This is a genomic window from Streptomyces sp. NBC_01622 (assembly GCF_045209635.1).
Lineage (GTDB): Bacteria > Actinomycetota > Actinomycetes > Streptomycetales > Streptomycetaceae > Streptomyces.
On sequence record NZ_CP109293.1, the window covers coordinates 6786183 to 6812007 of the forward strand.

At 69.2% G+C, this 25825-nt stretch carries 26 protein-coding genes and 1 pseudogene; 17 read left to right on the forward strand and 10 right to left on the reverse strand.

Going from position 1 to position 25825, the window contains the following annotated elements; genetic code table 11:
- The first annotated feature begins 91 nt into the window (after positions 1 to 91).
- The 3 genes from rplM to glmM all read left to right on the forward strand — a co-directional run bounded on the left by rplM (position 92) and on the right by glmM (position 2660).
- On the forward strand, positions 92 to 535 hold the full coding sequence (rplM, locus tag OH768_RS31360; RefSeq protein WP_013001400.1) for a 50S ribosomal protein L13: 444 nt from the start codon (positions 92 to 94) through the stop codon (positions 533 to 535).
- 44 nt (positions 536 to 579) lie between these two features.
- Positions 580 to 1107, forward strand: a complete 528-nt coding sequence (gene rpsI / locus OH768_RS31365) for a 30S ribosomal protein S9 (protein WP_262064184.1) — start codon at positions 580 to 582, stop codon at positions 1105 to 1107.
- A gap of 194 nt (positions 1108 to 1301) precedes the next feature.
- Entirely contained in the window at positions 1302 to 2660 is a 1359-nt protein-coding gene (glmM, locus tag OH768_RS31370) for a phosphoglucosamine mutase (RefSeq protein WP_406459150.1), read from the forward strand.
- A 36-nt stretch (positions 2661 to 2696) separates the two neighbouring features.
- Here glmM and OH768_RS31375 read toward each other — a convergent pair whose 3' ends face one another.
- Both OH768_RS31375 and coaA read right to left on the reverse strand, forming a co-directional pair.
- A complete protein-coding gene (locus tag OH768_RS31375) occupies positions 2697 to 3641 on the reverse strand; it encodes a DUF389 domain-containing protein (RefSeq protein ID WP_406459152.1) in 945 nt (314 codons plus the stop codon).
- A 22-nt stretch (positions 3642 to 3663) separates the two neighbouring features.
- Positions 3664 to 4632 (reverse strand): type I pantothenate kinase, encoded by a 969-nt coding sequence (gene coaA / locus OH768_RS31380; protein ID WP_406459154.1) that lies wholly within the window; start codon positions 4630 to 4632, stop codon positions 3664 to 3666.
- Positions 4633 to 4810: 178 nt separating this feature from the next.
- Here coaA and glmS point away from each other — a divergent pair, with 178 nt between their 5' ends.
- Positions 4811 to 6658 (forward strand): glutamine--fructose-6-phosphate transaminase (isomerizing), encoded by a 1848-nt coding sequence (gene glmS / locus OH768_RS31385; RefSeq protein ID WP_406459156.1) that lies wholly within the window; start codon positions 4811 to 4813, stop codon positions 6656 to 6658.
- 7 nt (positions 6659 to 6665) lie between these two features.
- Here glmS and OH768_RS31390 read toward each other — a convergent pair whose 3' ends face one another.
- Complete coding sequence (locus tag OH768_RS31390; protein ID WP_406459158.1) at positions 6666 to 7061, reverse strand: hypothetical protein; 396 nt, start codon at positions 7059 to 7061, stop codon at positions 6666 to 6668.
- Between the two features lie 200 nt (positions 7062 to 7261).
- Here OH768_RS31390 and OH768_RS31395 point away from each other — a divergent pair, with 200 nt between their 5' ends.
- Both OH768_RS31395 and OH768_RS31400 read left to right on the forward strand, forming a co-directional pair.
- A complete protein-coding gene (locus OH768_RS31395; protein WP_406459160.1) occupies positions 7262 to 7675 on the forward strand; it encodes a hypothetical protein in 414 nt (137 codons plus the stop codon).
- A gap of 22 nt (positions 7676 to 7697) precedes the next feature.
- Positions 7698 to 8678 (forward strand): CehA/McbA family metallohydrolase, encoded by a 981-nt coding sequence (locus OH768_RS31400; RefSeq protein ID WP_406459162.1) that lies wholly within the window; start codon positions 7698 to 7700, stop codon positions 8676 to 8678.
- Here the strand turns inward: OH768_RS31400 and OH768_RS31405 are convergent.
- Positions 8665 to 8865, reverse strand: coding sequence for a DUF397 domain-containing protein (locus OH768_RS31405; protein WP_406465514.1), 201 nt, complete (start codon positions 8863 to 8865; stop codon positions 8665 to 8667). The genes OH768_RS31400 and OH768_RS31405 overlap by 14 nt on opposite strands.
- A gap of 8 nt (positions 8866 to 8873) precedes the next feature.
- The gene (locus OH768_RS31410; RefSeq protein WP_406459164.1) at positions 8874 to 9725 is read right to left on the reverse strand and encodes a helix-turn-helix domain-containing protein; all 852 of its coding nucleotides are present in this window, start codon (positions 9723 to 9725) and stop codon (positions 8874 to 8876) included.
- A gap of 188 nt (positions 9726 to 9913) precedes the next feature.
- Here OH768_RS31410 and OH768_RS31415 point away from each other — a divergent pair, with 188 nt between their 5' ends.
- On the forward strand, positions 9914 to 10327 hold the full coding sequence (locus OH768_RS31415; RefSeq protein WP_406459166.1) for an ATP-binding protein: 414 nt from the start codon (positions 9914 to 9916) through the stop codon (positions 10325 to 10327).
- A gap of 136 nt (positions 10328 to 10463) precedes the next feature.
- On the opposite strand, the pseudogene OH768_RS31420 reads toward OH768_RS31415, so the two are convergent.
- The 3 genes and pseudogenes from OH768_RS31420 to OH768_RS31430 all read right to left on the reverse strand — a co-directional run bounded on the left by OH768_RS31420 (position 10464) and on the right by OH768_RS31430 (position 13336).
- Positions 10464 to 11251, reverse strand: a pseudogene (locus OH768_RS31420) (DUF5995 family protein).
- Between the two features lie 132 nt (positions 11252 to 11383).
- Positions 11384 to 12301, reverse strand: a complete 918-nt coding sequence (locus tag OH768_RS31425) for an aminoglycoside phosphotransferase family protein (protein WP_406459168.1) — start codon at positions 12299 to 12301, stop codon at positions 11384 to 11386.
- A gap of 150 nt (positions 12302 to 12451) precedes the next feature.
- The gene (locus OH768_RS31430; protein WP_019072256.1) at positions 12452 to 13336 is read right to left on the reverse strand and encodes an RNA polymerase sigma factor SigF; all 885 of its coding nucleotides are present in this window, start codon (positions 13334 to 13336) and stop codon (positions 12452 to 12454) included.
- A 278-nt stretch (positions 13337 to 13614) separates the two neighbouring features.
- Here OH768_RS31430 and OH768_RS31435 point away from each other — a divergent pair, with 278 nt between their 5' ends.
- From OH768_RS31435 to OH768_RS31460, 6 genes are all read left to right on the forward strand, one after another.
- Positions 13615 to 13986 (forward strand): STAS domain-containing protein, encoded by a 372-nt coding sequence (locus tag OH768_RS31435; protein ID WP_406459171.1) that lies wholly within the window; start codon positions 13615 to 13617, stop codon positions 13984 to 13986.
- Between the two features lie 151 nt (positions 13987 to 14137).
- The gene (locus tag OH768_RS31440) at positions 14138 to 14665 is read left to right on the forward strand and encodes an ATP-binding protein (protein ID WP_406459173.1); all 528 of its coding nucleotides are present in this window, start codon (positions 14138 to 14140) and stop codon (positions 14663 to 14665) included.
- Between the two features lie 150 nt (positions 14666 to 14815).
- Positions 14816 to 15517 carry an LPXTG cell wall anchor domain-containing protein gene (locus OH768_RS31445; RefSeq protein ID WP_406459175.1) on the forward strand — a complete coding sequence of 234 codons (702 nt, stop codon included), beginning with the start codon at positions 14816 to 14818 and terminating at the stop codon, positions 15515 to 15517.
- A gap of 31 nt (positions 15518 to 15548) precedes the next feature.
- Positions 15549 to 16397 (forward strand): hypothetical protein, encoded by an 849-nt coding sequence (locus OH768_RS31450; RefSeq protein ID WP_406459177.1) that lies wholly within the window; start codon positions 15549 to 15551, stop codon positions 16395 to 16397.
- Positions 16394 to 17506, forward strand: a complete 1113-nt coding sequence (locus OH768_RS31455; protein ID WP_406459179.1) for a hypothetical protein — start codon at positions 16394 to 16396, stop codon at positions 17504 to 17506. Before OH768_RS31450 ends, OH768_RS31455 begins: the two co-directional genes overlap by 4 nt.
- Positions 17503 to 18840, forward strand: a complete 1338-nt coding sequence (locus OH768_RS31460; protein ID WP_406459181.1) for a hypothetical protein — start codon at positions 17503 to 17505, stop codon at positions 18838 to 18840. The genes OH768_RS31455 and OH768_RS31460 overlap by 4 nt, the downstream gene beginning before the upstream one ends.
- A gap of 803 nt (positions 18841 to 19643) precedes the next feature.
- Here the strand turns inward: OH768_RS31460 and OH768_RS31465 are convergent.
- On the reverse strand, positions 19644 to 21140 hold the full coding sequence (locus OH768_RS31465; RefSeq protein ID WP_406459183.1) for an oligopeptide:H+ symporter: 1497 nt from the start codon (positions 21138 to 21140) through the stop codon (positions 19644 to 19646).
- 334 nt (positions 21141 to 21474) lie between these two features.
- Here OH768_RS31465 and OH768_RS31470 point away from each other — a divergent pair, with 334 nt between their 5' ends.
- Positions 21475 to 22152, forward strand: coding sequence for a response regulator transcription factor (locus OH768_RS31470; protein ID WP_174447603.1), 678 nt, complete (start codon positions 21475 to 21477; stop codon positions 22150 to 22152).
- A gap of 6 nt (positions 22153 to 22158) precedes the next feature.
- The gene (locus OH768_RS31475; protein WP_406459186.1) at positions 22159 to 23436 is read left to right on the forward strand and encodes an ATP-binding protein; all 1278 of its coding nucleotides are present in this window, start codon (positions 22159 to 22161) and stop codon (positions 23434 to 23436) included.
- Between the two features lie 18 nt (positions 23437 to 23454).
- On the opposite strand, the gene OH768_RS31480 is transcribed toward OH768_RS31475, so the two are convergent.
- Positions 23455 to 23964, reverse strand: a complete 510-nt coding sequence (locus tag OH768_RS31480) for a GtrA family protein (RefSeq protein WP_406459188.1) — start codon at positions 23962 to 23964, stop codon at positions 23455 to 23457.
- A 176-nt stretch (positions 23965 to 24140) separates the two neighbouring features.
- On the opposite strand from OH768_RS31480, the gene OH768_RS31485 reads away from it, so the two are divergent.
- Together OH768_RS31485 and purE are read left to right on the forward strand one after the other, a co-directional pair.
- Positions 24141 to 25280, forward strand: coding sequence for a 5-(carboxyamino)imidazole ribonucleotide synthase (locus OH768_RS31485; protein WP_406459190.1), 1140 nt, complete (start codon positions 24141 to 24143; stop codon positions 25278 to 25280).
- Positions 25277 to 25822 carry a 5-(carboxyamino)imidazole ribonucleotide mutase gene (gene purE / locus OH768_RS31490; protein WP_078532605.1) on the forward strand — a complete coding sequence of 182 codons (546 nt, stop codon included), beginning with the start codon at positions 25277 to 25279 and terminating at the stop codon, positions 25820 to 25822. Before OH768_RS31485 ends, purE begins: the two co-directional genes overlap by 4 nt.
- Positions 25823 to 25825 lie beyond the last annotated feature (3 nt).

Sequence of the window (25825 nt, forward strand, 5' to 3'; positions counted from 1 at the left end):
GCGCTGGACCCGGCACTGTCGTCCCCAGCTGCACGATCGCTTCAGTGATGCCATGTTTCAGCACCCATCCACTGAAGAAGAAGGCTGCGAAGTGCGTACGTACAGCCCCAAGCCCGGCGATGTGACTCGCCAGTGGCACGTCATCGACGCGCAGGACATCGTCCTGGGCCGTCTGGCTACCACTGCCGCGAACCTCCTCCGTGGCAAGCACAAGCCGACCTATGCCCCGCACATGGACATGGGCGACTTCGTCATCATCATCAACGCCGACAAGGTTCACCTGTCCGGCAACAAGAAGACCCAGAAGCTGGCGTACCGCCACTCCGGCTACCCGGGTGGTCTGCGCTCCGTCCGCTACGACGAGCTGCTGGCGAAGAACCCCGAGAAGGCCGTCGAGAAGGCCATCAAGGGCATGATCCCCAAGAACACCCTGGGCCGTCAGATGATCAGCAAGCTGAAGGTCTACTCGGGCGACCAGCACCCGCACGCTGCCCAGCAGCCGGTGCCGTTCGAGATCACCCAGGTCGCGCAGTAGTTCCGGCCACACCCCCTAAGACAGAAAAGAATCTGAGGAGAACCGTGGCCGAGACCACCGTTGAGCAGCCGGTCGAAGACACCGAGACCGAGCTCGTCGACATCGAGAGCTACACCACCGAGTCCGAGGTGCCCGTCGAGGGCGAGTACACCTCGGAGTCGCTCGCCGGCCGCTTCGGCGACCCGCAGCCGGCCGCCGGCCTGGGCCGCCGCAAGAACGCCATCGCGCGCGTTCGCATCGTGCCCGGCACCGGCAAGTGGAAGGTCAACGGGCGCACGCTCGAGGACTACTTCCCGAACAAGGTCCACCAGCAGGAAGTCAACGAGCCCTTCAAGGTGCTCGAGCTCGACGGCCGCTACGACGTCATCGCCCGCATCTCGGGTGGCGGCGTCTCCGGCCAGGCCGGCGCCCTGCGCCTCGGCGTGGCCCGCGCGCTGAACGAGGCCGACGTGGACAACAACCGCGCCGCCCTCAAGAAGGCCGGTTACCTCCGTCGCGACGACCGTGCGGTCGAGCGCAAGAAGGCCGGTCTCAAGAAGGCCCGCAAGGCTCCGCAGTACAGCAAGCGCTAAATCTCGCCTGCTGTCTGTACTCCGAACGCCCCGGCGGCACGCCACTCGTGCCGTCGGGGCGTTCGTTTATCACAGTCCGGGGCGTATAACGGCACAAGGCGCTCAAAGGCTTGTGTGATCGGATGGCCAGGCATCCTATGCCTGGAACGCAGGACTTTCGCCCTGCAGAACTTTCGCCTTCCTCAGGAGGACAAGTGGGACGACTCTTCGGCACGGACGGCGTGCGCGGTGTCGCCAACGCGGATCTGACGGCCGAACTGGCCCTCGGCCTCTCCGTCGCGGCGGCACATGTGCTCGCCGAGGCGGGCACCTTCGAAGGCCACCGGGCAACGGCCGTGGTCGGGCGGGACCCGCGCGCGTCCGGGGAGTTCCTGGAGGCCGCCGTGGTCGCCGGCCTCGCCAGCTCGGGAGTGGACGTACTGCTCGTCGGTGTGCTGCCCACCCCCGCGGTGGCGTATCTCACCGGTGTGCTGGGCGCCGACCTCGGTGTGGTGCTCTCCGCGAGCCACAACGCCATGCCCGACAACGGACTGAAGTTCCTCGCGCGCGGCGGGCACAAGCTCGACGACGAGCTGGAGGACCGGATCGAGAAGGTCTACGAGGAGCACCGCACCGGCGCCCCCTGGGACCGCCCGACCGGCTCGGGCGTCGGCCGGGTCCGGCACTACAACGAAGGCTTCGACCAGTACGTCGCCCACCTCATCGGCGTGCTCCCGAACCGGCTCGACGGGCTGAAGATCGTCCTCGACGAGGCGCACGGCGCCGCCGCCCGCGTCTCCCCGGAGGCCTTCTCCCGGGCCGGCGCCGAGATCATCACCATCGGCACCGACCCCGACGGCCTCAACATCAACGACGGCTGCGGCTCCACCCACCTCGGGCTGCTCAAGGCCGCCGTCGTCGAGCACGGCGCCGACTTCGGCATCGCGCACGACGGTGACGCCGACCGCTGCCTGGCCGTGGACCACACCGGCGAAGAGGTCGACGGGGACCAGATCATGGCCGTACTCGCGCTGGCGATGCGGGAGCGTTCCGCACTGCGCTCCGACACCGTCGTCGCGACCGTCATGTCGAACCTCGGCTTCAAACTGGCCATGGAACGCGAGGGCCTGACCCTCGTCCAGACCGCGGTCGGCGACCGCTATGTCCTGGAGGAGATGAAGGAACACGGCTACGCGCTGGGCGGCGAGCAGTCCGGGCACGTCATCATCCTGGACCACGCGACCACCGGCGACGGCACGCTGACCGGCCTGATGCTGGCGGCCCGGGTCGCCGACACCGGCCGTACGCTCAAGGACCTCGCGTCCGTGATGGTGCGGCTGCCGCAGGTACTCATCAACGTGCCGGACGTGGACCGGACTCGGGTGGGCACGTCTGCGGATCTGGCGGCTGCGGTTGCCGAGGCTGAGCGTGAACTCGGGTCCACGGGGCGGGTGTTGCTGCGGCCGTCCGGTACGGAGCCGTTGGTACGGGTGATGGTCGAGGCCGCTGACATCGACCAGGCGCGGTCGGTGGCCGGGCGGTTGGCGGATGCCGTGAAGTCGGCGCTCGCTTAAGAGGGTTGAGCCGGTGGTCGTGAAGTCGGCGGCCGGTTACGTGAGTTGAGCGGCGGTGCGCTCACGCTGCCAGGCCCAGATGGTTTTCTGTGCCAGCAGCGTGAGTGTGCCCGCGACCACGATCCCGCCGAGGTTGGCGAGGAGCTGCCAAGTGGAGCCCCACGTCTGGGAGTAGTCCCGGTAGCTGAAGGCCACGGCGGCGTTCGCGGCGGCCGGTACGGTCGTCACCGATATCGCCACGCCGATCAGCGCACCGGACTTGGCGGACGTCAGCGACAGCGTGCCCGCGATGCCGGCCAGGAAGGCCACGACGAAGGACATCCAGTCGGGCTTCCAGATGAAGGCGGTGTTGGGCCGGGCCGCCTCCACCATGGACTTCTCGAACAGTCCGAAGGCGTCCACCAGCCAACTGAAGCCCGCCGTCAGCACCATGGCCGCGGCGAACCCGGCCAGCAGCGCCCACAGCGACCGCCACACCAGCCGCGGCGCCTTCCGCACCAGCGCCGTGGAGATCCCCGCGAGCGGCCCGAACTCCGGTCCCACCGCCATCGCGCCCACGATCAGGATCGCGTTGTCCAGCATCACACCGCAGGCCGCGAGCATCGTGGCGACGGTCAGGAACGCGACGTAGGTGACGGTGAGCGTCGACTCCTCGTGCGTCGCGTCGGCCAGGTGCTCCCACAACACCGCGTCCGCACCCTCGCCGGGCGCCTCGTCCTGAGCGGTGTCCGCCCGCTCCGACAACGACAGGTCGATGTTCTCGACGGCAATCGAGCCGGTCCGGTCGACCCCCAACTCCCTCAGCCCGCCGATGAGTTCGTCACCGGCCTCGCGGGCGACGTCGCACATCACGACATCGCCGGTCGGGTTGCGGGCGGCGCCGGTCAGCACGACGAGGTGCGTGGTGCCGACGGTCGTCTCGATCAGCCGGACCACGTCGTCGGTCCGGTCGGCGGGGGTGATCAGGCGCAGGTGCAGCATGACGCACTTCTATCAGGCCGCTCTACAGCTTCCGCAGGCTGAGTCGCCGCACCTTGTGGTCGGGGCCCTTGCGGACGACCAGGGTGGCGCGGCCCCGGGTGGGGGCGATGTTCTCCACCAGGTTGGGCTTGTTGATGGTGCGCCAGAGGGTGCGGGCGTAGTCGACGGCCTCGTCCTCGGAGACCTGGGTGTACTTGCGGAAGTAGGAGTCCGGGTTCTGGAACGCGGTGGCCCGCAGCTTGCGGAACCGGTTCAGATACCAGCGCTCGATGTCCTCGGCGCTCGCGTCGACGTACACACTGAAGTCGAAGTAGTCGGCGAGACCGACCCGCGTACGGCCGTCCTTGCCGGGGAGCGCGGGCTGCAGCACGTTCAGCCCCTCCACGATCAGGATGTCCGGCCGCCGGACGGTGAGCCGCTGATCGGGCACGATGTCGTAGATGAGATGCGAGTAGACGGGCGCGGTGACCTCGTCCTTGCCCGCCTTGATGTCGGCGACGAAACGGGTGAGCGCCCGCCGGTCGTACGACTCCGGGAAGCCCTTCCGCGACATCAGCCCGCGCGCCCGCAGCTCCCGCGTGGGCAGCAGGAACCCGTCGGTGGTGACCAGCTCGACGCGCGGATGCTCGGGCCAGCGGGAGAGCAGCGCCTGGAGGAGACGTGCGACGGTCGACTTTCCTACGGCCACGGAGCCGGCGACGCCTATCACGAACGGGGTGCCGGACTGGGAGCCCTGCTCGCCCAGGAAGGTGTTCAGCGCGCTTCTGAGGCCGTCCGTGGCGCCGACGTAGAGGTTGAGGAGTCTGGACAGCGGGAGGTAGATGTCCCGCACCTCGTCGAGGTCGATGACATCACCGAGGCCGCGCAGCTTCTCGACCTCGTCGGCGGTGAGCGGCAGCGGCGTCTTGTCGCGCAGCGCGCTCCACTCGGCTCGGGTGAGGTCGACGTAGGGAGTCGCCTCCGGCTTGTGCCGGTGGGCGCTCCGGGGCATCGGGGAGACCGGAGAGATCACAGTCCATTGTTAACGGAGTTTGAACGGGGTGGTGGGTGGGGTGCGTCACCCCGGGTGTCCGAAAGCCCTAGCAGGCGCTTCTGCCGGTGGCCGGAATTTCCGAAATCGGGCACGAAGTGCCGTGTTCGGGCGGGCCTCGGCGCCTAGGCTGCCGCGCATGTGCGGAATCGTGGGATACGTGGGGTCGCAGTCGGCGCTTGATGTGGTGATGGCCGGACTGAAGCGACTGGAGTACCGGGGTTACGACTCGGCGGGCGTCGCCGTGCTCGCCGACGGCGGGCTGGCGGCGGCCAAGAAGGCCGGGAAACTCGTCAATCTGGAGAAGGAACTGGTTGATCGGCCGCTGCCGGCGGGGTCGACCGGTATCGGGCACACACGCTGGGCCACGCACGGCGGTCCTACGGACGCGAATGCGCATCCTCATCTCGACAACGCCGGCCGGGTCGCCGTCGTCCACAACGGCATCATCGAGAACTTCGCCTGTCTGCGGGCCGAGTTGACCGAGCGCGGCCACGATCTCGCCTCCGACACGGACACCGAGGTGGTCGCGCATCTGCTGGCCGAGGAGTTCTCGGCGTGCGCGGACCTCGCGGAGGCGATGCGGCAGGTGTGCCGACGCCTGGAGGGCGCGTTCACGCTGGTCGCCGTGCACGCGGACGAGCCGGACGTGGTCGTCGGCGCGCGCCGCAACTCGCCGCTCGTGGTCGGGGTCGGCGAGGGCGAGGCCTTTCTCGCCTCCGACGTCGCCGCGTTCATCGCCCACACCCGGTCCGCGATCGAACTGGGCCAGGACCAGGTGGTCGAGCTGCGCCGCGACGGGGTGACGGTCACCGGTTTCGACGGCGCTCCGGCCGAGGTCCGCTCCTACCACGTCGACTGGGACGCCTCCGCCGCCGAGAAGGGCGGCTACGACTACTTCATGCTCAAGGAGATCGCCGAGCAGCCGAAGGCGGTCGCCGACACCCTGCTCGGCCGGATCGACGCGGCGGGCCTGCTGACGCTGGACGAGGTCCGCATCCCCGTCCACGAACTCCGCGAGATCGACAAGGTCGTCATCGTCGCCTGCGGTACGGCCTTCCACGCCGGGCTGATCGCCAAGTACGCCATCGAGCACTGGACGCGCATCCCGTGCGAGGTGGAACTGGCGAGCGAGTTCCGCTACCGGGACCCGATCCTGGGCGCGCGGTCCCTGGTCATCGCCATCTCGCAGTCCGGCGAGACGATGGACACGCTGATGGCGCTGCGGCACGCGAGGGAGCAGGGCTCAAAAGTCCTGGCCATCTGCAACACCAACGGGTCGACGATTCCCCGTGAGTCGGACGCGGTGCTCTACACGCACGCCGGCCCGGAGGTCGCCGTGGCGTCGACGAAGGCGTTCCTGACACAGCTGGTGGCGTGCTACCTGGTCGCCCTGTATCTCGGCCAGGTGCGGGGCACCAAGTGGGGCGACGAGATCCAGGCCGTCATCCGCGACCTCTCGCAGATCTCCGGCGAGGTCGAACGGGTGCTGGAAACCATGGAGCCGGTACGGGAGTTGGCGCGATCGGTGGCTGCCAAGAACACCGTGCTCTTCCTGGGACGGCACGTCGGCTACCCGGTCGCTCTCGAAGGTGCCCTGAAACTCAAGGAGTTGGCGTACATGCACGCCGAGGGCTTCGCGGCGGGGGAGTTGAAGCACGGACCGATCGCCCTGATCGAGGAGGGCATGCCGGTCGTGGTCGTCGTGCCGTCCCCGCGCGGCCGTTCCGTCCTCCACGACAAGATCGTGTCCAACATCCAGGAGATCCGGGCGCGGGGCGCGATGACCATCGTGATCGCGGAGGAGGGCGACGAGACGGTCGTCCCGTACGCCGACCACCTGATCCGGATCCCCGCCACCCCGACTCTGCTGCAACCCCTCGTCGCCACCGTCCCGTTGCAGGTCTTCGCCTGCGAACTCGCCACGGCCCGCGGCAACGAGGTGGACCAGCCCCGGAACCTGGCGAAGTCGGTGACGGTGGAGTGAGCGGCCTTCAGTCAACTGCCAGGACTTCAGCGAGACTTACGGCGGGACAGCCGAGCATGCCGGTCGGCGCGCGACGCTGACGCGGCGTCAGAGTGGTCACGAAGACCGCCGCTTCGGCGGCGGTCTTCTCACCGAGCAGCGCTGCTTCCCTGACCTTCCCGTAGGGCAGCAGAGTCCGCGCGGAAAAAGGCAGCGCCATCTTCCTCGCCCCGCCGTCCGAGACACCACGCCGCTGCACGATCCGACCCACGACTCGCGCACCGAGCGTCTCCAACTCCCGCGCCGCCGAATCCATCAGCGCGGCACAGTCCTTCTGCCTGCCGGAGAAACAGCCGACGATCACGACATCGGCATCCGCGACCGCGAAAGCGGGAGCCCGGTGCCGGGCCGCTTCCGCTCCCACGCGATGAGTTGGACGCCGGTCGCGCCGTCGACCCTGATGCATGGCCTACAGGCTAGGGGCACATCATCTGCGGCGATACACGATTTTCCCGTGTTCCGCGTGTGCGCTGAAAGCGCGATGAGGCCGTGGTGAAACCGGCCGGGCGCAAGCTCTGTTCCAGAAGGTCAGAAGGAAGGCCCGCCCACTCCAAGGAGCACACCATGGCTATCACCCTCACCCTCGCCGACCAGGACAAGGCCACTCTGCGTACTGCCGCGTACGGCGCTGTGTCGCTCATGGCGGCGGCGGGTGCGGCCGGCTCGCCGCACCGGATCGCCGCCCGGGGCAGCATCGCACTGACCTCCTCGACCGGTCAGGTCGGCCACGTCCTCGCCGAGAAGTCGAAGATCGGGGGCCTGAGCGGCAGGTCCGTGGCCGAACTCGCCGACCAGGTGCTGCCGGCCCTGACGGCAACCATGCGTCTGCTCGGCCGGCAGGACCCGGCCGAGGCCGACAACTTCCGCACCACCGTCACCCTCGCCGTGGAAGAGTCCGTCCGGACCGTAAAGGGCGAGCCCGGTCCCATCATGACCGAGATGATCCGCAAGATCACGGGAGTGCTGGACGCCGTGTGAACGGGCCGCGTAAGGAGTGAGGATGCCGAGTGAGGTGCGCGTGGCCGGTCGGACGGACGGCTGGTACCGAGGCGACTGCCACGTGCACTCGGTGTCCTCGAACGGCGGTGAGCTGACACCGGAAAGTCTCGCCGGCGAGGCCCGTGCGGCCGGGCTGGACTTTCTCGCGGTCACCGAGCACAACAACGCGGATACGCATGGTACTTGGGGTCGCTGTGCCGGTGACGATCTGCTGGTGGTCCTGGGGCAGGAGGTCACCACCCGTACCGGGCACTGGCTCGCGCTGGGTGTCCGGCACGGGCAAGTGGTCGACTGGCGGTACGGCGTGCGGGACGAGGTGATCGGCCGGTGGCTGGACGAAGTCCATCGGGGCGGTGGGCTGTGTGTCGTGGCCCATCCGCACGCGCCGTACGACTCGGGCACGTTCCTGTATCCGGACCAGGGGTTCGACGCGGTGGAGGTGTGGAACGGGCCATGGAGCTCGGACCTGCCCTGGCAGGCCGACAACGAGGCGGCGTTGGCGGAGTGGGGGCGTGGTCTCGGTGAGGACATCCGGCAGGGCGGGTGGCGGCCGGCGATGGGGAACAGTGACGCGCACTTGTCGGGCCAGATCGGTGTTCCGCACACCGTGGTGCGGGCCGGGGAGTTGAGTAGGGACGCGGTGCTCGCCGGGATTCGGGCCGGGCGGAGTTGGATCGCGGAATCGGCCGTTGTCGAGTTGTCGTTCACGGTCTCAGCCGATGCTCAACGCGTGTGCATCGGTGGGCAGTTGGAGAGCCGCGGTAGACCGGTGGTGGCTCGGGCGGGCGTGCATGGTGTGCCTTCGGGGGTGGTTAGTTTTCACACCGGGTCGGGCAAGGCCCACGTCGCTTCGCTGTCTGCCGCGGGAGTGGGCGCGGTGGAGTGGCGTACCAGTGCGCGGGAGTCGGCGTTCGTCCGCGTCGAGGTGCGTCATCCGGGTAGCCGGATGGCGGCTCTGAGCAACCCGGTCATTCTGCGCTGAGGAACAGGCCCGCCTTCACGCCGCGTATGAGGTGGGTCAACGGGGCGGTGGTGGTGGTGAGTTCGGTGGTGGGGGTGTCGCTTTCGCGGAGGTGGAGGGTGGTGGTGGTGGCGGCGAGTTCGACGCAGGTGTTGCCTTCGCCGCCGTCCGAGAACGTGGACTTCTGCCAGTGCAGGGCGTGGCTCATGGTGCGTCTCACAGCTCCTTCGTCAGGTGGTGGATGAAGTCCCTTGACGCCGTGGGCTCCAGCGATGCCTTCTCCACCTTACGGAAGAGTGTTCGGAGCCGTTTCAACTGTGCTTCGGCATCGATGAACATGGTTCCGCCTGGAGTGTCCCTGAGTCCGGTGTCCAATTGGGCCAGTGGACCGCCCATGTACATCATCGAAGCGCCGGCACCGGCGAAGCCGTCCTGGTCGGTCGGGATGACGCGCACGGTGGCGTGCCCCCGCTCGATCTCGTCCAGGATGCGGCGGAGTTGAGCGATGGACGCCTGGCGGTCGGCCACACGGAGTCGCAGTGCGAACTCGTGGATGATCGTCTGGTACGGCGTCGGGTTGTCGCCCTCGATGACGGCTCGCCGTTTCATTCGGTGGTCCACCCGGTGCGCCAGCTCGCTCTCCGGCAGCTCCGGACGCATGTACCCGAAGACCGCCCGCGCGTAGTCCGGTGTCTGGAGCAGCCCGGGGACATGCGTGATGACGACTTCGCGCAGAAACTTCGCATGATGCTCTGCCTCGGCCACGTCCAGGTTCACCTGTGGCAGGACTCCCTTGTACTCGTCCCACCATCCGCGCGTGCGCTCGGTCGCCATCGCCACGAGGGCTTCGATCAACTCCTCGTCCGTACACGCACAGTGGGCCGCGAGCCTGCGGAGCCGCTCCTCGTTGATCGCTGAACTTCCGGCTTCGATCTGGCTCATGTGCGCCGAACTCGCCCCAAGTAGCCCAGCCACCTCTTTGGCCGGCTTGCCGGCGGCCTCCCGCAGTTTGCGCAGCTCGGAACCCAGACGCGTGTGTCGAGCGGTGGGCTGGTTCCGCATGGTCATCCGAGTAACTGCCTCTCCGGGACTCCTCGTTCGGGGTCAGATTACGCGAGGCGGTTGCGAGGGTATGAATTTACACCCTACTCTCGGTGATGCGACGTACACGCTGCGGAAGCGCACCGCCTCGTCCTGCCATGACGGTTGCGGCAATGCCACCGCCTCTCACTCCTCCCCTCACCTGGAGCTGCCGCATGCCCGAAACCGAGTCCGAACCCTGGGAGTACTTCCTCTCCATCCCGAACGACCGCCGTGCCGTCACTGTCTGCCGCCGCACCCTGCGCCTGGTCCTCACCGTGCACGGACTCATCGGCGTCGCGGACACTGCCGAACTCCTCGCGACGGAGCTCGTGGCCAATGCGGTACTGCACACCAAGGGGTCGGCGATGCTCCGGGTGCGGTGGTCGGCGGGGGTGCTGCGGGTCGGGGCGTGGGACGCGGACCCCGAACCCCCTGAAACGCCGGGTCAGTTGGCGAATCTGCTGGACGCCGAGGCGGGGAGAGGGCTCGCGCTGGTGCGGGCCTGCGCCGACGGCTGGGGCTGGCAGCCGTTGTCGAGGAACGGGCGGCGCGGCAAGTACGTGTGGTGCGATCTGGGCGTGGCATAGTGCCCAGTTCGTCACTTCTGGCGGCACCTGCTGGCGGAGCAGGCGCGGGACGAGGGCAGGGAAGAAGGGCGAGCCGAAGGGTGGGCGGCGGCCATTCTGCATACCCTTCAGCGACGCCAGATCGGGCCGCCGGGCCTCACCCCGTCCCCTTCTGTGCGGAAGCCCGCTTCATCGCACTGTCCAGATGCGTGATGGCCGCCGCCACGTCGTCGCTCTCCGTATGGCGGATCAGTTCCAGGGCCGGGCGGACCAGGGCGCCCGGGCGGGCGATCAGGCGGGCCAGTACGGCGGCTCGGATGTCGAGGCGGTCGATGGTGGCCTCGCGTTCCTTTTCGTTCTGGCCGGCCAGGATGACGGTGTTGTGCCAGGCCTCCTGGCGGGACTGGACGATGCTGAAGTCGAGGATCTGCTCGTCGGTGCGGCCGCCGACCCTGTCCAGGAGTGACAGGAGCGGGGACAGGGCGTCCACCGAGTCCTGCACGGCCAGGACTACCCGCGCGAGGATGTCGTTGATCAGCAGGTAGTCGTGTTGGAGGGCGTGGATGTCCGCGCCGGGGCTGGTCCGCGCGGCGGCGACGGCGAGGTCCAGGTTGATGTGCGGGTTCACGCCGAGGATCAGGTGCTGGACGATGACGGTGTCGCGGTCGTCCAGCAGTCCGAACGTCTCGCGCCAGCAGCGCGGTCCGCCGCGGTCGCGGAGCCAGGCGTCGTGGGCCTCGAAGTAGCGGTTGCCGAAGAGCGTGTCGAAACGGTCCATCCGGGGCCGTCCTCGAACTGACCGGCGTGGATGGCCGTACGGATCTCGACGGTCACCTCTCGGTACAGGGCCGCGAAGTAGCCGATCCGGTCACCGGCGCGGGTCGCCTCCCGCACGATCTCGGCGAGCCCGTCCACCACTTCGTCGATGTTCTGTGCTGCCGCCATGTCCAACTCCCGTTCCCTGGCGCCCAGTTCGGCCCGCGCTCCGGCTGCTGTCCTGTCCGCGACATCGCCTACGGCCCCGTCCTGTCACCGTGCGCCGGAGGCCGAGCCCGTTTTCCCCACCTCCGGTGCCGATCACCGGCCGACCGACGCGGTGAGGCGTCGTAGCGCGGCCTGGGCGGGTGGACCCCAGGTCGGCTTGCCTCCGGGGCGGCCGTGGTCGCCCGCGTGGCCGATGTGGAGGCCGGCCAGCGCGCGCAGCACCGCGCAGCCACGGGCGCGGCGCAGGGTCGCGGCGTCCGGGGCGGGACGGTAGGCCTCGTGGAAGAGGTCCGTGGCGCCGTCCGGGAGGAGGATCCAGGCGGCGGCGAGATCGTAGGCCGGGTCGCCTGCGCAGAGGTCGCCGAAGTCGATCACGCCGGAGAAAGTGCCGTTCGTGGTCAGGACGTTGGCCGGGTGCAGGTCGCAGTGGAGCCACAGTGCGGGACCCGTCCAGCGGGGTGCCGCGACGGCGTCCTCCCAGACCGCCTCGACGGCGGCCGGGTCCCGGATCAGGCCCAGTTCGGTGGCCGAGGCGAGGCCTCGCGCGAAGCCTTCGGAGTGGTCGGCCGGCGGGCCACCGCGGTCCCGGCCCGCGGGCGCTCCCTCGGGCGCCGGGCGGTGCAGGGCGGTCAGGAAGTCGGCCAGCGCTACGGCCGCCTCGGCGGCGCGGGTCGCGGGGGCGCGGTCGGCCGGCTCGCCGGGGACCCAGGTGGTGACGAGCCAGGGCCGGGGAAAACGTTCGGAGGGTTCACCGAGGCGCTGCGGGACCGGGACCGGCAGCGGCAGGCGCGGGGCGAGACCGGGCAGCCAGGCGTGTTCCTTGCGCAGCAGCGCGTCCGCGGACTCCGTCGCCCACGGCAGGCGGACGGCGAGGTCGTCGCCGAGCCGCCACACCTGGTTGTCCCAGCCGAGCGCGCCGAGCTTCAGCGGGCGGTCCGCCAGGTCGGGACACTGCTCGCGCAACAGGTCCCGGATGAGGTGTTCGGTGATGTCCGGCTCGGTGGCTGTCATGGGCAACAACCGTAGTGGGGCGGTGAGTTGACCGACTCCGAAGAGTCCGGACCCGGCAAACGGCCTGAGCGCGGCGCACGCACACGCGCGCCGCGCTCAGCACAGGCAACAGGCAAGGGAGGTCGACTGCCCCGAAGGGGCGGCCGAGGGTCACTCCTCGACCGTCAGTCCCTTTCGCAGCTTCACCAGCGTGCGCGACAGCAGCCGCGACACATGCATCTGCGAGATGCCCAGTTCGTCGCCGATCTCCGACTGCGTCATGTTGGCGACGAAGCGCAGGGAGAGGATCTGCCGGTCCCGCTGCGGGAGTTCGGCGATCAGCGGCTTCAACGACTCGACGTACTCGATGCCTTCGAGCCCGTGGTCCTCGTAGCCGATGCGGTCCGCGAGCGCGCCCTCGGAGTCGTCCTCCTCGGGCTGGGCGTCGAGTGAGCTGGCGGTGTAGGCGTTCGACGCCGCCATGCCCTCGACGACCTCGTCGCGGGAGAGCTTCAGGCGCTCCGCCAGCTCGGCCACGGTGGGGGCGCGGTCGAGTTGCTGGGCCAGTTCGTCGCCGGCCTTGGCCAGGTCGAGCCGGAGTTCCTGCAGTCGGCGCGGGACGCGCACGGACCACGAGGTGTCGCGGAAGAAGCGCTTGATCTCACCGACGATGGTGGGCATCGCGAAGGTGGGGAACTCGACGCCGCGGCTGAGTTCGAAGCGGTCGATCGCCTTGATCAGGCCGATCGTGCCGACCTGGATGATGTCCTCCATCGGCTCGCTGCGCGAACGGAAGCGGGAGGCGGCGAACTTGACCAGCGCGAGGTTGAGTTCGACGAGCGTGTTGCGGACGTACGAGTACGCGTGCGTCCCTTCTTCGAGGGACTCCAGCCGCTCGAAGAGCGTCTTGGACAGAGCACGTGCGTCTACGGCTCCGACCTCGTCGTACGGGGGGATCTCCGGGAGCCCCTCGATGATGGGATTGGGATCCAGTTGTGCCGGTGGGGGTGTCGACGTCGCTGTCGGGGTAGGCGATGCGTCGAGCCGGGGTGACATGGTGTCCTCCATCGTTCTCGGCATATGGCTGCCGGAGCCGGTGCGTGCACTGCGGAGTGCGGCGCCTCCAAAGCCGGTCGTGTCGGTCGGGTCGGTCGTAATCGCATGTCCAAAAACTTGTCTCTACTAGCCCTACCCGTTTTCCGGAGCCCGCCGCAAGTGCGGTGCGTACCCATATGTCCATTTATGGGCGGTTGTTCGGGTGTCGGAGAGTGTGAGGAAGGCGTAGTGTTCCAGGGCGAACGTCAACAGCCACGACCTCGGGAGAGAGAGACGGCATGGACCGCGGGACGGTCGGCAGCGCACAGTCTGGCCGGCTTCTGGTCGAGGTGCGGAAACAGGGCCTCAGCGCCGTCGTGACACCGGCGGGTGAGTTGGATCACCACACCGCCGATCTGTTGCGCGAACCGCTGGACGACCTGCTCGCCCATGGGCACGCACGGCTCGTCGTGGACTGCTCACGGCTGGAGTTCTGCGACTCCACGGGCTTGAACGTACTGCTCGGCGCACGCCTGAAGGCGGAAGCCGCGGACGGCGGAGTGCATCTCGCGGCGATGAAGCCCGCGGTGGCGCGCGTATTCGAGATCACAGGGGCGGATGCGGTCTTCACCGTCCACGACACCCTTGAGGCTGCTCTCGCCGACGAATAAGGGGTGTTTTGCCGGTTCGCCCGGGCAGGAGAACATCTGAACCTGTCGGCGACCGGAGCGACGAAAACGCCCATGGCCCACGTACTACTGACTGTTGAAAACGTACCGACTCTTGACTCGTGAACCGGTGAATCGGTGAGGTGAAGCGCTGATGAGCACCACCCGGCCCTACCCGCCGGGCGACCGCCCGGAGCCCGGTGGCGCTGCGGGGGCGCCCGCGGGGGGCGCTTCCGTGCCGTCCGCCGGGGACGACACCGAACCGGCCGTCGGCCGGCACACCCGCAGACTCAGCTTCGCGGGTGAGAGCGGGGTCGTCCCGCTCGCCCGCGACTTCGCCCGCCAGGCCCTGTACGCCTGGGGCTGGCTGCCCGCCGAGGGCGCCGACCGGCGCGCCGCCGCCGAGGACGTGCTCCTCGTCGTCTCCGAGCTGGTCACCAACGCCTGTCTGCACGCCGAAGGACCGGACGAGATGTGGATCACCTGCGAGAACAAGGTGATCCGGGTCGAGGTCTCCGACCGCGGCACCGGCCAGCCCGCCCCCAGAACCCCGCACCGCGCCGGCCGCCCCGGCGGCCACGGCATGTTCATCGTGCAGCGGCTGTGCCTGGACTGGGGGGTCGTACGGACTCCGGGGGTCACCGGAAAGACCGTGTGGGCGGAGCTGGGAGCACCGGCGTAGCGCGGGCGACGGCCCCACAAGAAAATCGTTTCCCCGACAACTGACGCACGCCGGATCGTCACAACTCCGGCGTGCGCTTTGCCTTCCCTCCTCACGACCCCGGGCGTACCTTGACGGCCGATCTGATGTGCCGTCAGGAATGAGGGGACCGTGTCGTACCAGAAACGAACCGCAGCGCTCGCGTCCGTCGCGGCCCTGGCCGGCTCGGCGGTATTCATGGCCGCCCCCGCAGCCCGGGCCGACGTGGTCGACGTCAACTACAAGTGCCAGACACCGATCGGCGTCAAGACCGCCGTCTCGCCGATCGACATCAAGGGAGTCAAGAGCGGCAGCGGCTACAAGCTCACCATGTCCTGGCAGAAGGGCGTCTCGTCCAGCCCCGTCGAACTCGGCAAGGGCGCGATGAGCCCGAGCGCCACCATCAAGGTGGGCGGCGCCGACAGCGGCACGGTCTCCGTGTCGGGCCCCGCCAACGCCGCCGCGATCCCCGCCAACACCCCCATCAAAATCAACGACTTGACCGGCACGTACACCCCGAAGGCGAGCGGCAAGGTCACGTTCACGGCGGCCATTCTCACCATCAAGGCCCTCGGTACGACGACCACGTGCACCCCCACCAACAGCCCCGGCCCGTCCCTCACGCTGGACGTCACGGCGGCGAGCGGATCATCGGGATCCAGCGGCTCGACCGGAAGCGACACCGGTACGGACTCCGGCGGCACGCTCCCCAAGACCGGCCCCGACGACTCGGTCATCGCCCTCGGCACGCTCGGCGGCACGGTGCTGCTCGCGGGCGCGGCGGGCACCCTGTGGTTGACCCGGCGCAACCAGACGGCCCGCGCCCGCCGTTGACAGCCCCCGCACGTCCGCCGTGGAGCCGCCCATGCTGTCGACCGCCCGCGTCCTGTGCCTGTCCCTCCTCGCCGTGTTGACGGCCGCGCCCACCGCGACGGCCGCCGGCGGCTGGTCCCTCGCGCCCGCGGGCGGCGGACGCCCGGCCTGCTACGCCGAGGGCGAGCCCGGTACGACCCTCCAGGACACGGTGTCCGTGACCAACCCCACCACCCGGCCGGTCACCGTACGGCTGCGCGGCACGGGCGTGCCGGTCACCTTCGCCGCCACGGCAGTTCGCGTACCCGCGCGCACCCGCGCAGACATCCCGTTCACGGTGAACGTCCCCGCGACCGCCGCACCCGGCGACAGCACCGGCACGATCGCGGCCCGCGACACGGACGGCCGGGAGGCGACGGTAGGACTCCAACTCCACGTCAACGGCCCGGAGTTGTCCGCACTGACCGCCGAGCACCTCGCGGTCCACGGCGACCGCATCACCTACGACCTGGTCAACCGCGGCACCACACTCCTCACCCCGAGCCTCGCCGTCCACGCCACCGGCGTCCTCGGCACCCACCTCGACCGCGCCCCGCGCACCCTCTCCGTCCAACTCCCGCCCGGCCGCCGCCTGAAGCTCACCGAACCCTGGCACCACCCCGCCCTCGACGCGGTCGACATCCGCCTCACGGTCACGGCACCGGGCGGCGCCCACGCCACGGCGGAGACGTCGGCACGCTTCGTGCCATGGGGCGCGGTGGCGGGGACCGCGGGTGCGCTGACGGCCGGGGGCGCGCTGTCTCTCCTACGACTACGACGTCGGTGGCGCCGTAGGGGCGACGACGGTCGCGCGGCCGAAGTTCCGCGTACGGAAGCCGAGTTGACGGGAGCGATGATGTGAGCGGCAAGGTGCGGATCTCGGCGCTGGTGGCGGCGGGCGCGCTGCTTCTGCTGCCGTTGGCGGGGGCGACACCGGTCGCGGCGGCCGACGGACCGAAGGTGACGCTCTCCAAGTCGCAGGCGGGGACCGGCGGTTCGATCACCGTCTCCGGCAGCGGGTGGCGGACGCACGCCCTGCTGATGGTGCTGATCTGCGGGCAGGCCACGCCCGCGCGCGGCGTGATCGGTGGCACCAACTCCTGTGCCAACGCGGACGGTCGGGCCGTCACGACCGACGCCAGGGGTGTCTTCAGCAAGAAGCTGCCGGTGTCGGAACCGCCGGTGCCCTGCCCGTGCGTGGTGCATGTGGCGACGGTGACGGGTGCGAGCGCGTCGGCGGACGCCGTCTTCCAGGTGGCCGGACACGCCGTCGAACCGCTCCCCGCAGAGCCCGCCGCCGGACGGCTGTCGGTCCTCTCCGACCCCCGACTGGACGGTTCCAGCGGGCTGCTGACCTGGTTCGGGGCACCGGCGTCCCGCACGCTCGTCTTCACCGTCGGCAACGCCGGCTCGTCCCCCGTCAAGAACCCGGTGTTCCAAGTCGGCACCTCCCACGGGGTGTTCGCACCGCAGTGGGACGACCAGCAGTTCAGCGGCACGATCGCGCCCGGCGGCAAGGCGGAGATCAAACTCCCGGTCGAACTGTCGGCCGGGGCGCACGGCGACTACAGCGTCTCCCTGAAGTACGGCGGCCGGGTGCTCGCCGAGGAGCCGTGGGGTGTGGGCCGTCCCTGGGGAGTGACCCTGTTCTGGATCCTGCTCTGCGTGGTCGTACCGGCGGCGGTGTTCCGCGTCGGCATGGCCGTGGTGGACCGGCTACGGCCGCGCAAGGCCGGCCGCAGCAAGGGCCCGGCCCGGCACCGGGGCCTGCGGCTGCGACCGCGGCTGCCCGAACAACTCGCCCTGCGCCTGCCGAAGTCCGGCACGGCCGTACCGACCACAACCCCCGTGACCTCGACCCTGCCGTGGTTCACCCCGGACTCCGATCCGGGCACGGCCGGCCGGCTCTCCGCACCGCACGACGACAGTCCGACGAGTCCAACGACTCCCACCAGGAAGGGACTTCAGTGAGAAAGCGAAGGAGAGTCATACCGGCCGGCGGACGGCGGGCAGGTGCGGCGGCCGCCGCGTTGATCCTCGGCGGCGCGGGCGTCCTGCTCGGCATGAGCGCCGGGTCCGCGCAGGCCGCCGAGGTGTCCTACGCCACCCACTGCGTGCCGCCCGCGGGCATCGACCCGGTCGACGGCACCACCAAGGTCGAGATCACCGCGCCCGCCACGGCACACGTCGGCGACACGGTCGACATCGTGTGGAAGTTCACGCAGGCCGCGTCCAAGAACCCCGACATCATCGACCTGCCCGCCAACTCCGTTCAGCCGTCGGGGACTTTGAAGGCGGGAGGCGCGCAGACCGCCGACATCGCGATGCTGGGCCCGCGCGAGAACCCGGCGATCCCCAAGGGCGGCGCGATGACGCTGTCCGACATGAAGGGCACCCTGAAACTGACGACGGCCGGCGAGGTGACGCTGACACCGGGCGGGTACACCGTCAACGCGTTCGGGACGGACACCAAGTGCGCGCCGACGGTGACGGTCCCGACGTCGGCGACGATCGACGTGACAGCGGGGGACGGCAGCTCGTCGAGCACATCACCGACCCCGACGGACTCGACATCCGCATCCGCATCGGCGTCGGAGTCCGCGTCCGAATCCGCCTCCGAATCGGCCTCCGAGTCCGCGTCGAGCAGCCCCAGCGACTCGGTGTCCGCGAGCTCGAGCGACGGCACCGGCAGCGGCCAGACCGACTTCACCGGCAAAGAGGTCTCCGTCCCGTACGCGTGCAAGACGCCGATCGGTGACAAGAGCGCGACCTCGCCCGTGCAGATCAACGCCAAGAAGGACGGCGGGAGTTACGACCTCACCGTGCAGTTCAACGGCTCCGTGATGGACAGCCCCGCCGACATCCCGGCGAACTCCGTCAGCCCCTCGATGGAGGTGGTACTCGGCGGCGCCGACAAGGGCACCGTGCATGTGGAGGGACCGACGAACTCCTCTGCCATCAAGTCCGGCGATCCGATCGAGATCCCGGACCTGACGGGCACGTACAAGCCCGGCGCGAGCGGTACGTCGACACTCGCTCCCGGGGTCCTGACGGTCAAGGCCCTCGGCACGACGACGACCTGCACGCCGACCAAGTCCGAGGTCTCCCTGACGCTGGACACCACGGAGCAGGCGAGCGGCGCGTCCGGCAGTACGTCGACGTCGACGTCGACCTCGGGAGGGCTGGCCGAGACAGGATCCGACAGTCACGGGGGTCTCAAGGCGCTCGGGCTGGTGTCCGGTACGGCGATTCTGTTGGGTGTGGCGGTGTTTACGTTCCTGCCTGGGCGGAGGCGGCTGCGGTAGACAAGTGCTGGTTGGCCACTCGCTTCTTTGTCAGTGTCGGGCTTCCGCGGAGCGAGTAAAGGGCGCTCCCTGCGGTCGCGTCGCCTTCGGCGATTCCGCTGCGCTCCACCCTTGACTCGCTCCGCTCCAGCCCGTTTGAGAAGCGAGCGAGCGGCCGGGAGGAATGGGGGGCCGAGGCATACCAGCCCCTTGCCTGTACTGCGTTGCGGGCCGGTACTACGGGGCGCGTCAGCGTCTCGCCGGCACGCCGGGTGTGCTTAGCGGCCAACCGCCGGTGGGGAGAAGGAGGAGGGGCGTGGGGGGTGGGGTGGGGGGTCTGAAAAAGTGTGACACTTCGGATGGAAAGTGACACACTTTTTTGGGACCCCTACCCCACCCCCCGGGCGGTCGTGCCTCGCCCGCCACTCCTGCCTGCTTGAAGCCGTCTGATCCGCGACGTCCTGGAGACCCGGCGTGCGCAGCCTGCCCCCCCCCGACATGAACATGAAGGGGTCCCCCCACTCGCGGTTGGCCGCTGAGCCGGCGCGGCGTGCTGGCGAGACGCGGACGCGCTTCCGCTCCGCCGGTTGCGGACGCAGCCGGCGTGAGGGGTGGGCGGACCTCGGCCCCCCATTCTTCCCGGCCGCTCGCTCGCTTCTGAAACGGGTTGGAGCGGAGCGAGTCAAGGGTGGCCCGCAGGGTCATCGCCGAAGGCGACGCGACCGCAGGGAGCGCCCTTTACTCGGTCCGTGGAGGCCCGATACTGACAAAGAAGCGAGTGGCCAACCAGCACCACCAAAACCCCGGCAGCACGAACACCGGCGTCAGTGCACATCCCCCATAAGCTCCCGCACCTTCTTCCGGTACATCCACACCGCCGCACCCGCAAGCACCGCAAGAACAGCCTGCAACGCGACGATGCCCGTCTTGTTCAGGTCCACTCCGGCGATCGACAGCAGACCCGTCGTCGCGTCGCCCGCCGTGACCGCGAGGAACCAGACGCCCATCATCTGGGAGGCGTACTTGGCCGGAGCCATCTTCGTGGTGACGGAGAGGCCGACGGGGGAGAGGGTCAGTTCGCCGACCGTCTGGACGAAGTAGATCGCCACGAGCCACATCGCCGCCGCCTTGTGACCGCCGTCGGCGATCGCGAGCGGGGCCAGGAAGAGGAAGAAGGACGCGCCGATGAGGATCAGGCCCATCGCGAACTTCGTCGCCGTGCTCGGCTCCTTGCCGCGGCGGGCCAGGGCCAGCCAGGCCCAGGCGAAGACCGGGGCGAGGGCCATGATGAGGACCGGGTTGACCGACTGGTACCAGGAGACCGGGAAGTCCCAGCCGAAGACGGTGTTCTTCGCGGAGGAGTCGGCGAACAGGGACACCGTCGAGCCGCCCTGGTCGTAGATCATCCAGAACACGGCCGCGGCGACGAAGAACCAGATGTACGCGGACATCTTCGACTGGTCGGCGCGGTCGAGGGTCTTGTCGCGCTTGATGCGGGCGATGACCAGCACCGGGATGAGCAGACCGGCGACGGTGATCGGGACCAGCAGCCAGTTCAGCGTGTAGTGGCCGGAGAAGCCGACGACAGCGTAGAAGACGATCGCGACGGCCGCCCAGAGACCCGACTTGCGGAGCGTGGCGGCCTTCTCCTCGGCGGACAGCGGCGTGGGGACGACGTCCGAGCGGGAGCTGAGGTGACGGGTGCCGAGCAGGTACTGCGCGAGGCCCAGCGCCATGCCGACCGCGGCGAGCGCGAAGCCGAGGTGCCAGTTGACGTTCTCGCCGACGGTGCCGATGACCAGTGGTGCGGCGAACGCGCCGACGTTGATGCCGATGTAGAAGAGGGTGAAGCCGCCGTCGCGGCGCGGGTCGTCGGGGCCCTCGTAGAGGTGGCCGACCATCGTGGAGATGTTGGCCTTGAGGAGACCCGAGCCGATCGCCACCAGGCCGAGGCCCGCGAAGAACGTGCCCGAGGTGGGCAGGGCGAGGGTGAGGTGGCCGAGCATGATGATCACGCCGGCGACCGCGACGGTCTTGCGGGGTCCGAGGACCCGGTCCGCGAACCAGCCGCCGGGCAGGGCGAGCAGGTATACGAGGGACAGGTACACCGAGTAGATCGCGGTAGCGGTGGCCGCACTCAGGTGGAGGCCGCCGGGGGCGACCAGGTACAGGGGAAGCAGGGCCCTCATGCCGTAGTAGGAGAAGCGCTCCCACATCTCGGTCATGAAGAGTGTGGCCAGTCCGCGGGGGTGGCCGAAGAAGGTCTTCTCGGAACCGGGGGTGCCCGGAGTCACCGAGTCCTTCGTCAGGCTGGACGCCATGGTCGATCCTTGCTGGTCGGGCCTTGTTGGCCGGGAGGGCCGCACACAAAAAAGACCTTCAGCAGTAAATGCTCGCCAAAGGTCCCCAGTGTCACTACAAGCGGTCAGGTCACCATACGGCAGGACAGTGCCGTATATGGAAGGACTTGAGACACGGATCACAGGAAGAAGTGGAACCGCGGGCGCCGATTCGAAGGTGGATATCAGGATGACATCCCACAGACGCAGGTTCCGACCGCATCCTTCACCGGAGCACACCCGACTTGCCCCAAGGTAAGAATCACTCGTGGCGATCACACCCCGACCGCTGTCCGAGGCGGACTACCATCACCTTATGACCCGTGTACTGCTCGCCGAGGACGACGCGTCCATCTCGGAGCCGCTGGCCCGCGCTTTGCGACGGGAAGGTTACGAGGTCGAGGTGCGCGAGGACGGACCGACAGCCCTCGACGCCGGCATCCAGGGCGGCATCGACCTGTGTGTCCTGGACCTGGGCCTGCCCGGCATGGACGGTCTTGAAGTGGCCCGCCGACTGCGCGCCGAGGGCCACACCGTCCCCATCCTCATCCTGACCGCGCGCGCCGACGAGGTGGACACCGTCGTAGGCCTCGACGCGGGCGCCGACGACTACGTCACCAAACCCTTCCGGCTCGCCGAACTGCTCGCCCGTGTCCGGGCCCTGCTGCGGCGCGGCGCCGCCGAGCCCGCGCAGCCGCCCGCCACGCACGGCGTCCGGATCGACGTCGAGTCGCACCGTGCGTGGATGGGTGACGAGGAACTCCAGCTCACCGCCAAGGAGTTCGACCTGCTGCGGGTTCTGGTGCGGGACGCCGGGCGGGTGGTGACTCGTGACCAGTTGATGCGCGAGGTCTGGGACACCACGTGGTGGTCGTCCACCAAGACCCTCGACATGCACATCTCCTGGCTGCGCAAGAAGCTCGGAGACGACGCGGCGAACCCCCGGTACATCGCCACGGTGCGGGGTGTCGGGTTCCGGTTCGAGAAGAGCTAGCAGCCCGTGCGTCGTCGGCTCATCCAGTCAACGCTCGCCGTGGTGCTCGTGGTCATCGCCGTGTTCGGTGTGTCCCTTGTCATCGTCGAGACACGCACGATCAGCAACAGCGCCCAGGAACGAGTGGATTCCGAGGCGCTCCGGCTGGCCAGCATCGTGGACAGCCGGATCCTCGGCGCGGAGATCGTCGACTCGGAGGTGCTGCGCACCCAGGTCACGGAGGACCGCTACGCCGTGATCCGCATCCCGGGCGACCCGGTGATCGAGGTCGGCACCAAGCCGACGGGTGACGTCATCCACTCCACCGCCAAGGGCGAGGAGGGCGAGACGGTCACCGTGGTGGAGCCGCGCTCGAACGTCACCCGCGAGGTCGGGCGGACGCTGCTCATCATCGGTGCCGTGGCGCTGCTCGCCGTGGTGGCCGCCGTACTGCTCGCGGTACGGCAGGCCAACCGGCTCGCCTCGCCGCTCACCGACCTCGCGGAGACCGCCGAGCGGCTCGGCTCCGGCGACCCGCGGCCCCGGCACAAGCGGTACAGCGTTCCGGAGCTGGACCGGGTCGCCGATGTCCTCGACTCCTCCGCCGAGCGCATCGCCCGCATGCTCACCGCCGAGCGCAGGCTCGCCGCGGACGCCTCGCACCAGTTGCGTACGCCGCTGACCGCGCTGTCCATGCGCCTTGAGGAGATCACCCTCACGGACGACCCGGACACGGTGAAGGAGGAGGCGACGATCGCGCTGACGCAGGTCGAGCGGCTCACCGACGTCGTGGAGCGGCTGCTGACCAACGCGCGTGACCCCCGTACCGGCTCCGCCGTCTCCTTCGACCTCGACGAGGTCATCCAGCAGCAGCTGGCCGAGTGGCGTCCCGCCTACCGCAGCTCCGGCCGCGCGATCGTCAGCTCCGGCAAGCGGCATCTGCAGGCCGTCGGCACCCCGGGCGCGGTCGCCCAGGTGCTGGCCGCGCTGATCGAGAACTCCCTGATGCACGGCGGCGGCACGGTCGCCCTGCGCACCCGGGTCACCGGCAACCAGGCCGTCGTGGAGGTCACGGACGAAGGTCCGGGGGTTCCGACCGATCTCGGTGCAAGGATCTTCGAGCGGACGATCAGCGGCCGCAACTCCACGGGGATCGGCCTGGCGGTCGCGCGTGACCTCGCGGAGGCGGACGGCGGCCGGCTGGAGATGCTGCAGGCGCAGCCGCCGGTGTTCGGCCTGTTCCTGTCGCGCACGCCGCCGACGAAGCGGCTGCCGACGGACGAGGAGGAGCCCACGGTCCGCTGAGGCGGAGAAGGCTGCTGGTCAGCTCACGCGCTGCTTGGGGCGGGGCAGCGGCTCCGACGGCGGCTTAGGGAAAGCCTCGGCCTCCACCACCGGTTCCTCGGCCGGCAGCGCCTTGAACACCCAGCTGCGGTACGACCAGAAGCGGAACAGCGTCGCGATGCCGATGCCGAGCACCTTGAAGACATTGCGCTGCAGCGAGCTGTCCCAGCCGAAGCCGTAGATCGCCGCGAACAGGACGCCGTTCTCGATCACCAGGCCGACCAGGCTGAACGCCAGGAACAGGGTGAGTTCCTTGGTGCGGGCGCTCTTGTCGCGGTCGCGGTAGGTGAAGTAGCGGAAGCCGACGTAGTTGCACCCGATGGCGACGATCGTCGCGATCACGTTGGCGCGCACGGCCTGCAGGCTGGTCAGATGCCACAGCAGGTTGGAGACCGCGAAGTTCACCACGGTGCCCACCACGCCCACCGCGCCGAACTTGGCGACCTCGCGCGCGAGCCGTTTGAAAGGCCCTTCGGAACCACGTTCCATGGGTGTGCAGGCCCCTGTCATCTCGGATGTCATCGCGGATTCGTCGACCCAGCCATGCTAACCATCGCATTCCTCCGCCGCCCGTGAAGCCGCTCACAGGTCGGGAAGAGACGCGGAAAAGAACGGTAAGAGGTACGGAAATCGGGCCGCCGTGGCGTGACCGATACCCTGGGGGAGTGACGTTCCCGGTAGTCGGCATGGTCGGCGGGGGGCAGCTCGCTCGTATGACACACGAGGCGGGCATCCCGCTCGGCATCAAATTCAAGCTTCTGAGTGACACCCCTCAGGATTCCGCGGCGCAGGTCGTCGGCGATGTCGTCATCGGCGACTACCGCGACCTCGACACGCTGCGTGACTTCGCGCGGGGCTGCGATGTGATCACCTTCGATCACGAACACGTACCCACCGAGCATCTGCGCGCCCTGGAGGCGGACGGCATCCCCGTGCGCCCGGGCCCGGACGCGCTCGTGCACGCCCAGGACAAGGGCGTGATGCGGGCCAAGCTCGTCGAGATCGGTGTGCCGTGCCCGAGGCACCGCATCGTCGCCGACCCGGCGGATGTCGTCGCCTTCGCGGCGGAGGGGGACGGCTTCCCGGTCGTCCTCAAGACCGTCCGCGGCGGCTACGACGGCAAGGGCGTGTGGGTCGTCGAGTCGGCGGAGGAGGCAGCCGACCCCTTCCGCGCCGGCGTCCCGGTCCTCGCGGAGGAGAAGGTCGACTTCGTACGGGAGCTGGCGGCGAACGTCGTACGCTCCCCGCACGGCCAGGCCGTCGCCTATCCGGTCGTCGAGTCCCAGCAGGTGAACGGCGTCTGCGACACCGTCATCGCACCCGCCCCCGACCTCGACGAGTCCCTCGCCCTCCAGGCCGAGGAGATGGCGCTGCGCATCGCCAAGGAACTCGGGGTCGTCGGCCATCTCGCCGTCGAACTGTTCCAGACCGGCGACGGCCGCATCCTCGTCAACGAACTCGCCATGCGCCCGCACAACTCCGGCCACTGGACCCAGGACGGCGCGGTCACCAGCCAGTTCGCCAACCATGTCCGCGCGGTCCTCGACCTCCCGCTGGGCGACCCGCGCGCCCGCGCCCCCTGGACCGTCATGTGCAACGTCCTGGGCGGCGACTACCCGGACATGTACTCCGCGTACCTGCACTGCATGGCCCGCGACCCCCAGTTGAAGATCCACATGTACGGCAAGGACGTGAAGCCCGGCCGCAAGGTGGGCCACGTCAACACCTACGGCACCGACCTGGCCGACGTCCTGGACCGCGCCCGCCACGCAGCCGGCTATCTGAGAGGCACGATCACCGAATGAGCTCCGTCGCAGGACCCGCCGTCGTAGGAATCGTCATGGGGTCGGACTCCGACTGGCCCGTCATGGAGGCCGCCGCGAAGGCGCTCGACGAGTTCGAGATCGGCTACGAGGTCGACGTCGTCTCCGCGCACCGCATGCCGCGCGAGATGATCACGTACGGCGAGCAGGCCGACGGCCGCGGCCTCAAGGTGATCATCGCGGGCGCGGGCGGCGCCGCCCACCTCCCGGGCATGCTCGCCTCGGTGACCCCGCTGCCGGTGATCGGTGTCCCCGTACCGCTGAAGTACCTGGACGGCATGGACTCGCTGCTCTCCATCGTGCAGATGCCGGCCGGTGTCCCCGTCGCCACCGTCTCGGTCGCCGGCGCGCGCAACGCGGGCCTGCTCGCGGCCCGCATCCTGGCCACCCACGACGAGGAACTCCTCGTCCGGATGCGGGAGTTCCAGCAGGAGCTGAACGACCAGGCCACCGAGAAGGGCAAGCGGCTGCGCGCCAAGGTCGAGAGCGGCGCCGGCGGCAGCGGCTTCGGCTTCGGGAAGTGACGG

Coding starts and splice junctions, on each gene's coding strand:
- OH768_RS31375 (WP_406459152.1), bottom strand. CDS start 3,641: ATGCTGCACCTGCGCCTGATCACCCCCGCCGACCGGACCGACGACGTG.
- coaA (WP_406459154.1), bottom strand. CDS start 4,632: ATGCCCCGGAGCGCCCACCGGCACAAGCCGGAGGCGACTCCCTACGTC.
- glmS (WP_406459156.1), top strand. CDS start 4,811: ATGTGCGGAATCGTGGGATACGTGGGGTCGCAGTCGGCGCTTGATGTG.
- OH768_RS31395 (WP_406459160.1), top strand. CDS start 7,262: ATGGCTATCACCCTCACCCTCGCCGACCAGGACAAGGCCACTCTGCGT.
- OH768_RS31400 (WP_406459162.1), top strand. CDS start 7,698: ATGCCGAGTGAGGTGCGCGTGGCCGGTCGGACGGACGGCTGGTACCGA.
- OH768_RS31405 (WP_406465514.1), bottom strand. CDS start 8,865: ATGAGCCACGCCCTGCACTGGCAGAAGTCCACGTTCTCGGACGGCGGC.
- OH768_RS31410 (WP_406459164.1), bottom strand. CDS start 9,725: ATGACCATGCGGAACCAGCCCACCGCTCGACACACGCGTCTGGGTTCC.
- OH768_RS31415 (WP_406459166.1), top strand. CDS start 9,914: ATGCCCGAAACCGAGTCCGAACCCTGGGAGTACTTCCTCTCCATCCCG.
- OH768_RS31425 (WP_406459168.1), bottom strand. CDS start 12,301: ATGACAGCCACCGAGCCGGACATCACCGAACACCTCATCCGGGACCTG.
- OH768_RS31430 (WP_019072256.1), bottom strand. CDS start 13,336: ATGTCACCCCGGCTCGACGCATCGCCTACCCCGACAGCGACGTCGACA.
- OH768_RS31435 (WP_406459171.1), top strand. CDS start 13,615: ATGGACCGCGGGACGGTCGGCAGCGCACAGTCTGGCCGGCTTCTGGTC.
- OH768_RS31440 (WP_406459173.1), top strand. CDS start 14,138: ATGAGCACCACCCGGCCCTACCCGCCGGGCGACCGCCCGGAGCCCGGT.
- OH768_RS31450 (WP_406459177.1), top strand. CDS start 15,549: ATGCTGTCGACCGCCCGCGTCCTGTGCCTGTCCCTCCTCGCCGTGTTG.
- OH768_RS31465 (WP_406459183.1), bottom strand. CDS start 21,140: ATGGCGTCCAGCCTGACGAAGGACTCGGTGACTCCGGGCACCCCCGGT.
- OH768_RS31470 (WP_174447603.1), top strand. CDS start 21,475: ATGACCCGTGTACTGCTCGCCGAGGACGACGCGTCCATCTCGGAGCCG.
- OH768_RS31480 (WP_406459188.1), bottom strand. CDS start 23,964: ATGGAACGTGGTTCCGAAGGGCCTTTCAAACGGCTCGCGCGCGAGGTC.
- purE (WP_078532605.1), top strand. CDS start 25,277: ATGAGCTCCGTCGCAGGACCCGCCGTCGTAGGAATCGTCATGGGGTCG.